A 14,738-nucleotide genomic window follows, 5' to 3' on the forward strand; every position below is an offset into this window, starting at 1 on the left:
ACCATGTACACCCAGGCAATGGACACGATGGCCAAGGAGGCTGGTGATACCAAGCCCACCCTGCGCAGCGCCGAAGAACTGCGCCGCCAGGAGGAATTCGACGCGCGCATCGACGCTGGCGAATTCATCGAGGCCAAGGACTGGATGCCCGACCACTACCGCAAGACGCTGCTGCGCCAGATCAGCCAGCACGCGCATTCGGAAATCGTAGGCATGCTGCCCGAAGGCAACTGGATCACGCGCGCCCCCACCCTCAAGCGCAAGGCCATCCTGCTGGCCAAAGTGCAGGACGAAGGCGGCCACGGCCTGTACCTGTATGCCGCCGCCGAAACGCTGGGCACCTCGCGCGACCAGATGATCGATGCGCTGCACACCGGCAAGGCCAAGTACAGCTCCATCTTCAACTACCCCACGCTGACCTGGGCCGACATGGGCACCATTGGCTGGCTGGTGGATGGCGCGGCCATCATGAACCAGGTGCCGATCTGCCGCTGCTCGTACGCGCCCTACGCCCGCGCCATGGTGCGCATCTGCCGCGAGGAGAGCTTTCACCAGCGCCAGGGCTACGACGCCCTGCTGACCATGATGCAAAACGGCACCGATGCCCAGCGCGCCATGGTGCAGGACGCCGTCAACCGCTGGTGGTGGCCGTCCATCATGATGTTCGGCCCGCCGGACGACCAGTCGCCCAACTCGGCGCAGTCCATGCGCTGGGGCATCAAGCGCGTGTCCAACGACACCCTGCGCCAGAAGTTCATCGACGCTACGGTGGAGCAGGCGCGCGTGCTGGGCGTGACCCTGCCCGACCCCGACCTGAAGTGGAACGAGGAGCGCCAGGCGCACGACCACGGTGCCATCGACTGGTCCGAGTTCTGGCGCGTGATTGCCGGTGACGGCCCCTGCAACCAAGAGCGCCTGGGCGCCCGCGTCAAGGCCTGGGACGACGGCGCCTGGGTGCGCGAAGCCGCCCTGGCCCATGCCGCCAAGCATGCGCCGGTCAAGGCCGCCGCCTGACCTGTTTACCCCCAATATTGAATCAAATGTGCCTATAGCCCTTGTTCTGATTGCACCAAAAGCTATCAATACGATAGCAATTGCAGGCGGAAACAAGTGACTGACCGATGGAACGGAAACCCCATGACTACCAACGCATCTTCCGACACCGCTGCCCCAGCCGCTGAATGGCCGCTGTGGGAGGTCTTCGTGCGCAGCAAGGCGGGCCTGGACCACAAGCACTGCGGCAGCCTGCACGCCGCCGACGACCGTATGGCCATCCAGCTGGCGCGCGATGTGTACACCCGCCGCCAGGAAGGCACCAGCGTGTGGGTGGTCCGCTCCGACCAGATCGTGGCCAGCGACCCCGGCGAGAAGGGCATGTACTTCGACCCCGCGCAGGACAAGGTGTACCGCCACCCCACCTTCTACGCCCTGCCTGAAGCCGTCAACCACATGTGAGCGCAGCCACCATGCAAGCCAACAGCATCTCCATCAGCCGTGACCCCGCCGTGCAGTACCTGCTGCGCCTGGGCGACACCTGCCTCATCCTGGGCCAGCGGCTGGCCGAATGGTGCGGCCATGGGCCCATCCTGGAAGAAGACATTGCGCTGTCGAACATGGCGCTGGACCTGGTGGGCCAGGCCCGCGCGCTGCTCACCCGCGCCGGCCAGGTTGAAGGCCTGGGCCGAGACGAAGACCAGCTCGCCTTTCTGCGCGACGAGCGCGACTATGTGAACCCCACGCTGGTCGAGCTGCCCCGCGGCGACTTTGCCTTCACCATGGTCCGCAACGCCATGGTGGCCACCCTGCTCAAGCTGATCTGGGAGCGGCTGGCCGACTCCAGCGATGCAGAGCTGGCCGCCATTGCCGGCAAGGCCCTCAAGGAAGCGCGCTACCACCAGCAGCACGCGGCAGACTGGGTGGTGCGCCTGGGCGATGGCACGGCCGAATCCCGCCGCCGCACCGAAGCCGCACTGGCCGCGCTGTGGCGCTACACCCCCGAGCTGTTTGCCGCCGATGCGGTGGACGAGGCGGCCCATGCATCCGGCCTAGGTCCGCGCTGGGCCGACGTGCGCGATGTCTGGACCGCCGAGATGGCGGACATCCTCGCAGCGGCCAGCTTGCCAGTGCCGCAGGCAACGGCTTTTGTCAGCACCGGCCGGCAGGGCGTGCACAGCGAGCACATGGGCTTCATCCTTACGGAAATGCAGTATCTGCAGCGCAGCTTTCCCGGGGGCGCATGGTGATTGCAGCGCCCGCAGCCGATCCTTTGGCCGCTGATGCCGCCGCAGCGCGCGTGCAGCGCGCCTGGGACGTGCTGGACACCGTGCTCGACCCCGAGGTACCGGCCGTGTCGGTGCGCGACCTGGGCATCGTGCGCGACGTGCGCCTTGCCGGCGACGCGCTGGAGGTGGTGCTTACGCCCACCTATTCCGGCTGCCCGGCCACCGAGGTCATCGAGCACGATGTGCTGGCCGCCCTGGAAGCGGCGGGCCTGGGCCCGGCCCACGCCACGCTGCAGCGCGCACCGGCCTGGACCACCGACTGGATCACCGAGCGTGGACGTGCCCGCCTGCTGGCCTACGGCATTGCGCCGCCCGGCCCGCTGCCGCCTGGCACCGAAGTACCCCTGCGCTACATGCCGCGTACCGCCGCCGCGCCCGCGCTGGCCTGCCCGCGCTGCGGCAGCCATGAGACAGAGCGGCTGTCTGCGTTTGGCTCTACCGCCTGCAAGGCGCTGTACCGCTGCATGGCGTGCCGCGAGCCTTTCGAACACTTCAAGCCCCTGTGAAGCCACTGTCCCCAGCCACACACACGATCACGATATGAGCGTCATCTTCCATCCCCTGCGCGTGCGGTCGATCGAGCCGGACACGTCCGAGGCCGTCATCGTCTCGTTCGACGTGCCGCCCGAGCTGCGCGAAGTGTTCGGCTTCACCCAGGGCCAGTACCTCACGCTGCGCACCGATATCGACGGGCAGGACCTGCGCCGCTCGTATTCGATCTGCGCCGGCGTGGACGACGGCGAATTGCGCGTGGGCGTGCGCAAGGTCAATGGCGGCGTGTTCTCCAGCTGGATCAACTCGCAGCTGCGCGTGGGCGACACGCTGCAGGTCATGGCGCCGCAGGGCCGGTTCTTCGTGCCCATCGTTCCGCAGGCGCAGCGGCACCACCTGGGCATTGCGGGCGGCAGCGGCATCACGCCCATCCTGTCCATCATGAAGACGGTGCTGGCGCGCGAGCCCCACAGCCGCTTTACGCTCATCTACGGCAACCGCACGCTGCAGTCCACGATGTTCAAGGAAGAGATCGAGGACCTCAAGAACCGCTACCTCACGCGCCTGGTGCTGCACCATGTGTTCTCGGCCGAGCAGACCGACGCGCCGCTGAACATGGGTTTTGTCAACCGCGAGAAGCTGGCGGAATTTTTGCAGGCGCTGATCCCTGCGCAAAAGGTCGACGAGGCCTACATCTGCGGCCCCTTCCAGATGAACGACGAGGCCGAGGCGGCGCTGCTGGCCGGCGGCGTGCCCGCCGAGCGCATCCATGTGGAGCGCTTTGGCGTGGCGCTGCCCGCAGGCGGCCAGGTGGGCGCCGTGGTGCACGAGGCGCTACCGGGCGATGCGAAGACGGCGCGTGTGGCCATCGTGCGCGACGGTCTGCGGCGGGAGTTTTCGTTTTCTGGCGAGCAGGCCAGCATCCTCGATGCCGCATCGGCCGCCGGGCTGGAGGTGCCGTTTTCGTGCACCTCGGGCGTGTGCGGCACCTGCCGCGCCAAGTGCGTGGAAGGCGAGGTCCGCATGGAGCGCAACTTTGCCCTCGACAAGGCCGAGGTGGCCGCCGGTTTTGTGCTCACCTGCCAGTGCCGGCCGCTCACCGACAAGGTCGTGCTGTCGTTTGACGAACGGTAACAGCGATGGCGCGCGCCGCTTCCCCGCCGCACAATGCCAGGCCAGGGTTCGGCGTGCACACGCGCGTGCGTACCCGCTGCCTGCATGCGGCAAGATGGCGGCCCCGTGAGCAGGGGCTCACTACCGGACGCAAAGGAACACTGCCCATGGCCCGAGGACGATCTCCCGGATACGACGACCAGCGCGAAATGATCCTCCGCCACGCTGCCGAGCTGTTCGCCCGCAGCGGTTATCCCGCAACCTCCATGAACGAAGTGGCCGAGGCCTGCGGGCTCTCCAAGCCCACGCTGTACCACTACTTTCGCGACAAGTACAACCTGCTGGTGCACATTGCCGACGGCCATGTCTCGCGGCTGCAGGCGCTGGTCGAAGAGGTGGAGGCCCGTGGCCTTGCGCCCGAGCCCCGCCTGCGCGAGCTGATCCACCGCTTCGTCGAGGAGTACGCCGAAGCCCAGCACGCACACCGGGTGCTCACCGAAGACGTGCGGTTCCTCAAGGAGGAAGACCGTGACCGCATCCTGGGCAAGGAGCGCGCCGTGGTGAGCGCCTTTGCCAGCGCCCTGGCGCAGATGCGCCCCGACACGGAGGCTGCCGGCCTCTCCAAGGCGCTGACCATGCTGCTGTTCGGAATGATCAACTGGATGTTCACCTGGCTCAAGCCCGACGGCGAGCTGAACTACGAGACCATGGCGCCCATCGTGGCCGACCTCTTTTTTGGCGGCGTGCCCGCCGTATCCATGCCCGCGCTCGACAGCCTGCGCAGCCGCCGCGCCTGACCATGCATACAACCCACATCGCACACCGCCAGCGGGCCAGCCAGAGCCCGCACCGGTGCGCCTGTTGCGGGCACCTTCGGGTGCCCGGCATCCGGCCCCCGGGTCTGGATAGCCACCCGCGTTGACGTTCCCATCCACAACAATTCACAGGAGACAAAACCATGAAATTCCGTCTTGCCCAACGCGCGCTGGTCGCAGCCGCTGCTGCTATCGCCTGCGGCGCCGCCCTGGCTGACATCACTGTCGGCGTCACCGTGTCGGCCACCGGCCCCGCTGCGTCCCTCGGCATCCCCGAGAAGAACACCATTGCCCTCATGCCGCGCACCATCGCCGGCGAGAAGGTCAACTATATCGTGCTCGATGACGCATCGGACACCACGACCGCGGTGGGCAACACGCGCAAGCTGATCAGCGAAAGCAAGGTCGACATCATCCTGGGCTCCAGCACCACCCCCAACTCGCTGGCGATGATCGACGTGGCGGCCGAGGCGCAGACGCCCATGATTTCCATGGCTGCGTCGGCCCGCATCGTCGAGCCCATGGATGCCAAGAAGAAGTGGGTGTTCAAGACTCCGCAAAACGACATCATGATGTCGCTGGCCATTGCCGACCACATGGCCAACGCGGGTGTGAAGACGGTGGCGTTCATCGGCTTTGCCGACGCGTACGGCGAAGGCTGGTACCAGGAGTTCAGCAAGGCCGCCGCGCTCAAGAAGATCCAGATCGTTGGCAACGAGCGCTATGCGCGCACCGACACCTCGGTGACGGGCCAGACCCTCAAGATGATCTCGGCCAAGCCCGACGCGGTGCTGATTGCCGGTTCGGGCACGCCCGCCGCCCTGCCGCAAAAGGCGCTCAAGGAGCGCGGCTTTGCCGGCAAGGTGTACCAGACGCACGGTGTGGCCAACGCGGACTTCCTGCGCGTGGGCGGCAAGGATGTGGAGGGCACCTTCCTGCCCTCGGGCCCCGTGCTGGTGGCCGAGCAGCTGCCTGCCTCGCACCCGGTGAAGAAGTCGGCCATGGCCTATGTGACCGCCTACGAGGCCGTTCATGGCAAGGGCAGCGTATCCACCTTTGGCGCCCACGGCTGGGATGCTGGCGTACTGATGGCCGCCGCCGTGCCCGTGGCCCTTAAGAAGGCCAAGCCCGGCACGGTGGAGTTCCGTACCGCGCTGCGCGACGCGCTGGAGCAGATCAAGGAATTGCCCGGCGCGCACGGCATCTTCAACATGTCCGAGAACGACCACCTGGGCCTGGACCAGCGCGCACGCGTGATGGTCAAGATCGAAAACGGGACCTGGAAGTACGTTCCCTGAGGCCCCCCCTGAGGCGCTACGCGCCTTCCCCCCGAGGGGGGACGCTCCCGGTGCGGCGGGGCGGCCCTTGCACGGGAGCACTGGCCTGGGCCGCGCTGGTTGCGCAGGGTGCGCGCCTTGCCGAGATGTTGAGCGCACTGCGTGCGGGGCCTTTGGCTCCGTGATGGCCGGGAGCGCCTACCGCGCCTCGCAGCAAAAGCCTGCCTTCTGAAAGAAAGCCGAATATGGATTTGCAGATCGCCCTGCTGCTGGGGCAGGACGGCATTGTCAATGGCGCCATCTACGGGTTGATGGCGCTGGCGCTGGTGCTGGTGTTTTCCGTCACGCGGGTCATCTTCATCCCGCAGGGCGAATTCGTGGCCTTTGGCGCGCTGACCATGGCCATGATGCAGGCCGGGCGCATCCCGGGAACGCTGTGGCTGTTGCTGGGCATGGCGGTGCTGGTGCTGGTGGTGGAGCTGGTGCGCTTTCAGCGTGGAAGCCAGGTCAACTGGCCGGCCACGCTGGTGTGGTGCGTGGCGCTTCCGCTGCTGTCGTGTGCGCTGGTGCTGGGGCTCAGGCCCACGTCGCTGGGCATGCAGGCCCTCACCACGCTGATCCTCATCACCCCCATGGGGCCACTGCTGTACCGCTTGGCTTTCCGGCCGCTGGCCGATGCCACGGTGCTCATGCTGCTCATCGTGTCGGTGGCGCTGCACGGCGTGCTGGTGGGGCTGGGGCTGCTGTTCTTTGGCGCCGAGGGGTCGCGCACGCCGCCGTTTTCCGAGGCGCGGTTTGACCTGGGTGGCATACCGGTCTCGGGCCAGTCGCTGGTGGTGCTGGGCGTCACGTTTGCGCTGGTGGTGCTGCTGTTTTTGTTCTTCGGCCGCTCCATGGTGGGCAAGGCGCTGCGCGCCACGGCCATCAACCGGGTGGGCGCCCGCCTGATGGGCATCCCCACCGAGCTGTCGGGCGATGTGAGCTTTGCCCTGGCCACGCTGATCGGCGCGGTGTCGGGCCTGCTCATCGCACCGCTGACCACCGTGTACTACGACACCGGCTTCCTCATTGGCCTGAAGGGCTTCGTGGCCGCTATCGTGGGCGGGCTGGGCAGCTACCCCATGGCGCTGGCCGGTGCGCTGCTGGTGGGCCAGCTGGAGGCATTTGCATCGTTCTGGGCCAGTGCCTACAAGGAGGTTCTGGTGTTCACGCTGATCGTGCCGGTGCTGTGGTGGCGTTCGCTGAACAGCCGCCATGTGGAGGATGAAGAATGAGCACGCCCGTCAAGATTGACACCACCGCCGCTGCGGCCCCGCTGCCGGCGGCGCCGCGCGGCATCGTCACACGCACCCAGCTCACGCTGGCGGCCGTGGCGCTGCTGGCGCTGTGCTGGGGCTGGCTGCCCGACTTCACCGTGGTCATGCTCTGCTACATCGGCCTGTATGCCATCGTGGCGGCCGGGCTGGTCATGCTGACCGGCGTGGGCGGCATGACATCGTTTGGCCAGGCGGCCTTTGTGGGCACCGGTGCCTATGCCACGGCCTGGGTCTGCACCGCGCCGGCTTCGGTGGCGGCGCTGTCGGGCGTTGTAGGCATGGCGGGCCTGCCCTGGGCGGGCCTGGCACTCGGGCTGGTCATCACGTTTGCCGTGGCCTGGGGCCTGGGCTCGGTCACGCTCAAGCTGTCGGGCCACTACCTGCCGCTGTGCACCATTGCCTGGGGCCTGTCGCTGTACTACCTGTTTGGCAACATGCAGTTCCTGGGCGGGCAGACGGGCATCACGGGCATTCCGCCGCTGGTGCTGGGCGGGCTGTCGCTGGCCTCGCCGCGCGCCATTGGCGTGCTGATCTGGGCCGTGCTGCTGGTGTCGCTGTGGCTGCTGCACAACCTGCTGGATTCGCGCGAGGGCCGGGCCATCCGTGCCCTCAAGGGCGGGCGGGTGATGGCCGAGTCGATGGGCGTGGATACGGCGCACTACCGCATCAAGCTCTTTGTGCTGGCCGCCCTGCTGGCCGCACTTTCGGGCTGGCTGTATGCGCACCTGCAGCGCTTTGTCAGCCCCACGCCGTTCAACCTCAACATCGGCATCGAATACCTTTTCATGGCCGTGGTGGGCGGGGCAGGGCACCTGTGGGGCGCGGTGCTGGGCGCCACGCTGATCACGCTGCTCAAGGAAAAGCTGCAGGATGTGCTGCCCTCGCTGCTGGGCACCAGCGGCAACTTCGAGGTCATCGTCTTCGGCCTGCTCATGGTGCTGGTGTTGCAGCGCTTTGCCGACGGCCTGTGGCCCACGCTGCAGCGCCTGAGCGACCGCTGGTTGCGCCGCGATGCCCCGGCGCCGGTGCGCCAGGCGGCCACGCTGGACCAGCGCACGCTGCCCGCCGCCGGCACGGTGCTGCTGCAGGCGCGCAAGGTGACCAAGCGCTTTGGCGGGCTGATTGCCAACAACGCCGTGTCGATGGACGTGAAGGCCGGCGAGGTGCATGCGCTCATCGGCCCCAACGGTGCGGGCAAGAGCACCTTCTTCAACATGATCTCCGGCGTGGACGACGCCACCGAGGGCGAGGTGCGCCTGATGGATCAGCCCATGCTGCGGCGCCCCTCGCGTGCGTTTGCCCGGCTGGGCATGGCCCGCACCTTCCAGCATGTGCGGCTGCTGGGCCAGCGCAGCGTGGTCGAGAACGTGGCCCTGGGCGCGCACCAGCGTGCAAGCCGCGGATGGATCGCCTCCATGCTGCGCATGGACCGCGCCGAAGAGGCCGCCCTGCTGGCCGAGGCCCGCCGCCAGATCGAGCGTTGCGGCCTGGGGGCCTATGCCGACACGCCCGCCGCATCGCTGGCGCTGGGCCAGCAGCGCATCGTTGAAATCGCTCGCGCCCTGGCGGGCCAGCCTGCCATCCTGCTGCTGGACGAGCCCGCCGCCGGGCTGCGCCACCTGGAAAAGCGCGCGCTGGCCGACCTGCTGCGCCAGCTGCGCGCTGAAGGCTTGGGCATTCTGGTGGTGGAACATGACATGGAGTTCGTGATGAACCTGGCCGACCGCATCACGGTGCTGGAGTTCGGCACCGTGATTGCCGAGGGCACGCCCGCGCAGGTGCAGAGCAACCAGCGCGTGCTCGATGCCTACCTGGGCGGTGCCGACGACGACCTGCCCGTTGCTGCCAAAGGAGCCGCCAAATGAGCGCCAAACCGCTGCTGCAGCTGCAGGACCTGTGCGTGTCGTACGGCCCGGTCGAGGCCGTCCACCAGGTTCGGCTGGACGTGAACGAGGGCGAGATCGTCACGGTGATCGGCCCCAATGGCGCTGGCAAGACCACGCTGCTGTGCGCCGCCATGGGGCTGCTGCCCGCCACGGGCTCGATCAGCTTCGATGGCCAGCGCGTGGCCCGCCCCACGGTGGAGGCCATGGTGGCGCGCGGCGTGGCGTTGGTGCCCGAAAAGCGCGAGCTGTTTGGCGAGATGTCGGTGGAAGACAACCTGCTGCTGGGCGGCTTCTCGCGCTGGCGCCGCGGCCAGCGCGACCAGACCCAGCGCATGCAGGAAGTCTTCGAGATCTTTCCGCGCCTGCGCGAGCGCCGGCCCCAGCTGGCATCCACCCTGTCGGGTGGCGAGCGGCAGATGCTGGCCATCGGCCGCGCGCTGATGGCGCGTCCGCGCCTACTGATGCTCGATGAACCCTCGCTGGGCCTGGCGCCGCTCATCGTGCGTGAGGTGCTGCAGGTGGTGTCGTCGCTGCGCCAGCATGGCGTGTCAGTGTTGCTGGTCGAGCAGAACGCCCGCGCGGCGCTGCGCGTGGCCGACCGCGCCTACGTGCTCGAGATGGGCGCAGTGGCGCTCACGGGCGCCGCGGAAGACCTGCTCAACGACCGCCGCATCATCGACACCTACCTGGGTATCGGCAACGCTGCACACGCGCTGGCAGACGGGCCCTGACGCACGCCGCGCTCAGTGGCTGAGCAGCGCCCCGCCCGCCGCGGCCTCCAGCAGCCGGGTGAGCAGCGGGTGCATCACCTTGCGGGCGCTGTAGATCAGGTGGAACTGCTCCTGCACGTCGGGCGTGGTGCCGATCTGCACCAGGCCATGCGTTTGCAGCAAGTGCGCGCTCAGTGACACCGGCGCGGGCATCACGCCCATGCCGGTCGATGCAAAGGTGCTCAGCAGCGCGCTGTCTTCAAACTCGCCCGCAATGCGCGGCCGGATGCGTTCGCGCTCCAGCCAGTGGTCGATGCGCGCGCGCATGGCCGCGTGCTCGGTGGGCAGCAGCACCGGCACCACCGCCAGACTGTGCGGAAACTGGTGCGCCGCCGCCTCGGCCCATTGCGCCGGGGCGTACCAGGCAATCGGGCTGCTGCCCAGCAGCTGGCTGGTCGTGCGCAGGGCCGGGTTGGGCGTGGCGGGGCGGTCGGCCAGCACTGCGTCGAGCTTGTGCAGGGCCAGCTCGCCCAGCAGGGGCTGGAATTCGCCCTCGTGGCACAGCAGGCGCAAATGCGGCTCGTCCAGCACAGGCGTCAGCAGCCGGTGCACCGCCAGCTTGGCAATGCCGTCGGATATGCCCAGGTTCAGCCGCAGCGTCTGCCCCGTGGCGGCTTCGCGCACGCGCAGCGGCAGGCGTTCGCCCAGCGCAAAGATGTGGTCCGCCTCGTGCATGGCGGCCACGCCTGCTTCCGTCAGCACCAGGTTGCGGCCCTCGGTGCGCAGCAGGCTCACGCCCAGGGACTTTTCCAGCTCGCGCACCTGCGCACTGATGGTCTGCACGGCCATGTCCAGCCGTTCGGCGGCGCGGGCAATGCCGCCCTCCTTGGCCACGACCCAGAAGTAAAAGAGGTGGCGGTAGTTGAACGTCTGGCTCATCGGTGTCGTGCACGGCAGGCGGCGGTGCGGTGAAAGTAGTGGAAAACGATGGGAGTGGTTCGTAAAAAACGAACCAATACTACCGACTAGGCCTGTTTGTCAGGTTCAATTCCGTGCGTACAGTCCGGGTTTTGTTCGGGCACGTGGCCCGAGAGCAGCATTTATTTACGGAGAAAAACCATGGAAACGATAGGAACGTGGTGGATGTGGGCGGGGTTTGCGGTGTTTGTGGTGGTTGCCATCGCCATCGACCTGCTGGTGATGGAGCGCCAGGGCGCACACAAGGTGACGATGGGCGAGGCAGCGCGCTGGAGTCTGCTGTGGTTCTCTCTGGCCTTTGTCTTTGTGGCCATCCTCTGGTGGTATCTCGACACCAACCAGGGCCGTGAGATTGCCAATACCGTGTCGATGCAGTTCATCACCGGCTATCTGGTCGAAAAGAGCCTGTCCATTGACAACATCTTCGTGTTCCTGATGCTGTTCACGTACTTTGCGGTGCCCCCGCAGTACCAGAAGCGCGCGCTCATCATCGGCATCATCGGTGCCATCGTGCTGCGCACGCTGCTCATCCTGGTGGGTGCCTGGCTGCTGGCCACGTTCCACTGGCTGCTGTACGTGTTCGGCGCGTTCCTGGTGCTCACGGGCGCAAAGATGTGGTTTGCCGCCGGCCAGGAGTCCGACATCGCTTCGAACCCTGTGCTCAAGTTCCTGAAAAAGCGCATGCGCATCACCGACCAGTTCGATGGTGAAAAGCTCTCGACCATGATCAACGGCGTCAAGCACTACACCCCGCTGTTCGTGGTGCTGGTGCTGATCGGCACCACCGACATCATCTTTGCGGTGGACAGCATCCCTGCCATCTTCGCGATCACCAGCGACCCGTTCATCGTGCTCACGGCCAACATCTTCGCGATCCTGGGCCTGCGTGCGCTGTACTTCCTGCTGGCAGACCTGGCAGACCGCTTCCACCTGCTGGCCTACGGCCTGGCGCTGGTGCTGATCTTCATCGGCGGCAAGATGCTGCTGATCGATGTCTACAAGATTCCAATCGGCTACGCACTGCTGGTCACGGCTTCGCTGATTGCCGGTTCCATCATCCTGTCGCTGCGCGCGTCCAGCCCCAAGCCTAAGAGCTCGTAAGCCGCTATTCCACCCGGGGGCCTGAGGGCCCTCAACAGGAGACCAATGATGGACATGTTCGATTCCGTGATGATCTTCATGCTGGTGGGGCTGGCCGGCGCCACCTTGATTTCCCACCGATCCGGCAATGAAAAGCGTGACGTGGGGCTTCTGGCGGCGCTGACCACGCTGTGGGGTGCAGGCACAGCGGCGGCGCTGATCGCATGATGGAACGCCTGTGTGCCCTGCGGCGCTGGCTGCGTGGCCTGGAGCCGCGGGTGCGCAACCACCTGGGCAACAGCCCGTTTGCGCACCTGCAGCCCTGGCTGGAACGGCGCGCGCTGTTCCGCTTTCAGCGCCAGCCGCTGGCACTGGGCGTGGCCGCTGGCCTGTTTTGCGGGCTGATTCCCGGGCCGCTGCAGATCCCGGGCACCCTGGGGGTCTGTGCGTGGCTGCGCGGCAACGTGGTGGCGGGTGCGGTGGCCACGTTCTATACCAACCCGCTGACCATCATGCCCCTGTACGTGCTGGCGTTCCACATGGGTGCCCTGGTGATGCCAGGTGAGCAACCATTGCCCGCGTGGAGCCCCGAGGGCGGCGGCTTCTCGGTGGAGGCCATGGGCGGCTGGATGCAGGCCCTGGGCGTACCCTTGCTGGTGGGTCTGCCCACCATGGGCCTTACCTTTGCCGCACTGGGCTATGCGCTGGTGCACATCCTGTGGCTGGTTCCGGCCCTGCACCGCAAGCGGCGCTGGCAAAAGTTCAGGACCATGCTGTCCAGCCCGGACGCCTGACCTGTCTCCGGATGTCGCTGGCGCTGTCGGTCAGGCAGCGGTTGGAGCTTGAGCCCGCGTGTGCGAAGGCACCGCGGGCGTGATGCCTTCAGGTGCTACCTGAGCCGCCCCAAGGGCATCAGCACCCCGCGCCAGTTGCAGCGCATGTTGCAGCGTGGCCTGATCGCCAATGTGGTTGGCCAGCAGCAGCACCAGGCGCGCGTTCATGGCGTGGCTTTCGGTAGTGCTCAGGCCCTCGTGCGCCTTGATCAGCGTTTCATAGAAGTCGTCGCAGGCCTGCAGATTGGGGGCGGTGTTCAGCATGGGCGTGTCGCTCCTTGTCATGGACCGGTGATGGCGGCGGTGGCTGCAGTGGCCTGGGCCAGTGCACCGCACACGGCGGTTTCGGTGGGCGTGCGCCAGCGTGCGCACACATGCTGGTCGGGCCGCACCAGGTACGCAGTGCCGGGCTGCGCGTCAAGCCGCTGCGACGCCAGCGCCTGCGGGTCGATCACGTCGATGCCGATCTGCAGTACCTTCACACCAGGCAGGTCATGGGCCCATGTCGGTGCCGGGCCAAACACCAGAAGCGTGAAATCTGGCCCCAGCTCGCGCAGCAGCCAGGTGGGCTGGCCCTGCCGGGTCAGCGGCGCATCGAGCAGCACGGCACCGGGCACCTGGGTGTCCAAAAACGCGTCCGTGTCGGGTGTGTTCAGCGGTGAGTGGAGTAGCGTGGCCGGTACCGAAAGCCGCCCGCTGTTGACGATGCGCCGCGCAAACGCATGCTCGCGCGCCAGGTGCAGCGCGGCATCGCGGAACAGGCGGCTGACCTCGCTCTTGGGCGTGATGAAGTCGGTGGCCCGGGTTGAGTTGCAGATGTTCTCGTCGGCCGCGTATTCGCGCTCGGGGCCATACGTGCGCACCAGCGCAGGGCTCGCGCGGCCGCTGATCACCCAATCGAGCTTCCAGGCCAGGTTCTCGGCGTCCTGCACACCGCTGTTGGCGCCGCGGGCGCCAAAGGGCGAAACACCGTGCGCGCTGTCGCCTGCAAACACCACGCGGCCGTGGACGAACCGGTCCATGCGCAGGCAGGCAAAGGTGTAGACGCTGGCCCAGTCCAGCTCGAACTGCGCATCCGCCCCCAGCAGCGCCTTCACGCGGGGGATGATGTTCTCGGGCTTTTTCTCTTCCTCGGGGTCGGCGTCCCAGCCCAGCTGGAAGTCGATGCGCCACACGTTGTCGGGCTGGCGGTGCAGCAGCACGCTCTGGTTGGGATGGAACGGTGGGTCGAACCAGAACCAGCGCTCGGTCGGAAAGTTTGCACTTCCCGCCAGCTTTACGTCGGCAATCAGAAAGCGGTCCTGGAAGATGCGGCCCTTGCTTTCCAGCCCCAGCATCTGCCGCGTGGGCGAGCGCGAACCATCGCATGCCACCAGCCACTGTGCGTCGATCTGGTAGGCGCCCCCGGGCGTGTCGATGCTCAGCAGCGCGCCTTCCTCACGCGCATCCACCGCAGTCACCTTGTTGTGCCAGCGGATGTCGATGCCCGGCAGCTGCAGCGCGCGCTCCACCAGATACGCCTCGGCGTAGTACTGCTGCAGGTTGATGAAGGCGGGGCGCTCGTGGCCCTCTTCGGGCAGCAGGTTGAACGCGTACAGCTGCTCGTCTTTCAAAAACACCTTGCCCAGGTTCCACGAGATGCCCTTGTCCACCATGCGCTGGCCCACGCCCAGGCGGTCCCAGATTTCGAGCGTGCGTTTGGCAAAGCAGATGGCGCGTGAGCCGATGGAGAGCTTGTGGTCGTTGTCCAGTACCACCACACGCTGGCCGCGCTGGGCCAGGTCGATGGCCAGCGACAGGCCCACGGGGCCCGCGCCAATGACCACAACGGGGTGCTGCGCGGGCGTGGCGCCATCCTGGTCGGGCGAACGCACGTAACCGAAGTCGAGGGCCTGCACCTCGGCGCGGCTGGCGTGGAAGGCCTCTGGTGGAATGTCTCTGGGGTTCATGTTCTCG

At 67.0% G+C, this 14,738-nt stretch carries 16 protein-coding genes; 13 read left to right on the forward strand and 3 right to left on the reverse strand.

From position 1 onward, the window contains the following. Positions 1-3 precede the first annotated feature (3 nt). The 10 genes from paaA to ACTPOI_RS10655 all read left to right on the forward strand — a co-directional run bounded on the left by paaA (position 4) and on the right by ACTPOI_RS10655 (position 9,912). Positions 4-1,014, forward strand: coding sequence for a 1,2-phenylacetyl-CoA epoxidase subunit PaaA (paaA, locus tag ACTPOI_RS10610; RefSeq protein WP_440108583.1), 1,011 nt, complete (start codon positions 4-6; stop codon positions 1,012-1,014). 123 nt (positions 1,015-1,137) lie between these two features. Next, positions 1,138-1,455, forward strand: coding sequence for a 1,2-phenylacetyl-CoA epoxidase subunit PaaB (gene paaB / locus ACTPOI_RS10615; RefSeq protein WP_440108585.1), 318 nt, complete (start codon positions 1,138-1,140; stop codon positions 1,453-1,455). A gap of 11 nt (positions 1,456-1,466) precedes the next feature. After that, the gene (gene paaC / locus ACTPOI_RS10620; RefSeq protein WP_440108587.1) at positions 1,467-2,243 is read left to right on the forward strand and encodes a 1,2-phenylacetyl-CoA epoxidase subunit PaaC; all 777 of its coding nucleotides are present in this window, start codon (positions 1,467-1,469) and stop codon (positions 2,241-2,243) included. Further along, the gene (paaD, locus tag ACTPOI_RS10625) at positions 2,237-2,788 is read left to right on the forward strand and encodes a 1,2-phenylacetyl-CoA epoxidase subunit PaaD (protein ID WP_440108589.1); all 552 of its coding nucleotides are present in this window, start codon (positions 2,237-2,239) and stop codon (positions 2,786-2,788) included. The genes paaC and paaD overlap by 7 nt, the downstream gene beginning before the upstream one ends. 34 nt (positions 2,789-2,822) lie before the next feature. Beyond that, positions 2,823-3,908 (forward strand): 1,2-phenylacetyl-CoA epoxidase subunit PaaE, encoded by a 1,086-nt coding sequence (gene paaE, locus ACTPOI_RS10630; protein ID WP_440108591.1) that lies wholly within the window; start codon positions 2,823-2,825, stop codon positions 3,906-3,908. A 146-nt stretch (positions 3,909-4,054) separates the two neighbouring features. Next, positions 4,055-4,684, forward strand: coding sequence for a TetR/AcrR family transcriptional regulator (locus ACTPOI_RS10635; RefSeq protein WP_440108593.1), 630 nt, complete (start codon positions 4,055-4,057; stop codon positions 4,682-4,684). 161 nt (positions 4,685-4,845) lie between these two features. Further along, positions 4,846-6,000, forward strand: a complete 1,155-nt coding sequence (locus ACTPOI_RS10640; protein WP_440108595.1) for an ABC transporter substrate-binding protein — start codon at positions 4,846-4,848, stop codon at positions 5,998-6,000. Between the two features lie 224 nt (positions 6,001-6,224). Next, complete coding sequence (locus tag ACTPOI_RS10645) at positions 6,225-7,253, forward strand: branched-chain amino acid ABC transporter permease (RefSeq protein WP_300463538.1); 1,029 nt, start codon at positions 6,225-6,227, stop codon at positions 7,251-7,253. Beyond that, a complete protein-coding gene (locus tag ACTPOI_RS10650; RefSeq protein WP_440108598.1) occupies positions 7,250-9,160 on the forward strand; it encodes a branched-chain amino acid ABC transporter ATP-binding protein/permease in 1,911 nt (636 codons plus the stop codon). Before ACTPOI_RS10645 ends, ACTPOI_RS10650 begins: the two co-directional genes overlap by 4 nt. Beyond that, positions 9,157-9,912, forward strand: a complete 756-nt coding sequence (locus ACTPOI_RS10655; RefSeq protein WP_440108600.1) for an ABC transporter ATP-binding protein — start codon at positions 9,157-9,159, stop codon at positions 9,910-9,912. The genes ACTPOI_RS10650 and ACTPOI_RS10655 overlap by 4 nt, the downstream gene beginning before the upstream one ends. Positions 9,913-9,924: 12 nt before the next feature. Here ACTPOI_RS10655 and ACTPOI_RS10660 read toward each other — a convergent pair whose 3' ends face one another. Further along, positions 9,925-10,830 carry a LysR family transcriptional regulator gene (locus ACTPOI_RS10660; protein ID WP_440108602.1) on the reverse strand — a complete coding sequence of 302 codons (906 nt, stop codon included), beginning with the start codon at positions 10,828-10,830 and terminating at the stop codon, positions 9,925-9,927. Positions 10,831-11,010: 180 nt separating this feature from the next. Here ACTPOI_RS10660 and ACTPOI_RS10665 point away from each other — a divergent pair, with 180 nt between their 5' ends. From ACTPOI_RS10665 to ACTPOI_RS10675, 3 genes are read left to right on the forward strand one after another with little or no spacing between them, the layout of a single operon-like run. Beyond that, entirely contained in the window at positions 11,011-11,970 is a 960-nt protein-coding gene (locus ACTPOI_RS10665) for a TerC family protein (protein ID WP_440108604.1), read from the forward strand. Positions 11,971-12,018: 48 nt separating this feature from the next. Further along, positions 12,019-12,177 (forward strand): hypothetical protein, encoded by a 159-nt coding sequence (locus tag ACTPOI_RS10670; RefSeq protein ID WP_440108606.1) that lies wholly within the window; start codon positions 12,019-12,021, stop codon positions 12,175-12,177. Continuing rightward, a complete protein-coding gene (locus ACTPOI_RS10675) occupies positions 12,174-12,743 on the forward strand; it encodes a DUF2062 domain-containing protein (protein WP_440108608.1) in 570 nt (189 codons plus the stop codon). The genes ACTPOI_RS10670 and ACTPOI_RS10675 overlap by 4 nt, the downstream gene beginning before the upstream one ends. Before the next feature lie 30 nt (positions 12,744-12,773). Here ACTPOI_RS10675 and ACTPOI_RS10680 read toward each other — a convergent pair whose 3' ends face one another. Further along, on the reverse strand, positions 12,774-13,046 hold the full coding sequence (locus ACTPOI_RS10680; protein ID WP_440108610.1) for a DUF2783 domain-containing protein: 273 nt from the start codon (positions 13,044-13,046) through the stop codon (positions 12,774-12,776). A gap of 17 nt (positions 13,047-13,063) precedes the next feature. Next, positions 13,064-14,731 (reverse strand): FAD-dependent oxidoreductase, encoded by a 1,668-nt coding sequence (locus tag ACTPOI_RS10685; protein WP_440108612.1) that lies wholly within the window; start codon positions 14,729-14,731, stop codon positions 13,064-13,066. Between the last annotated feature and the right edge of the window lie 7 nt (positions 14,732-14,738).

Source organism: Acidovorax sp. BL-A-41-H1 (genome assembly GCF_051942715.1).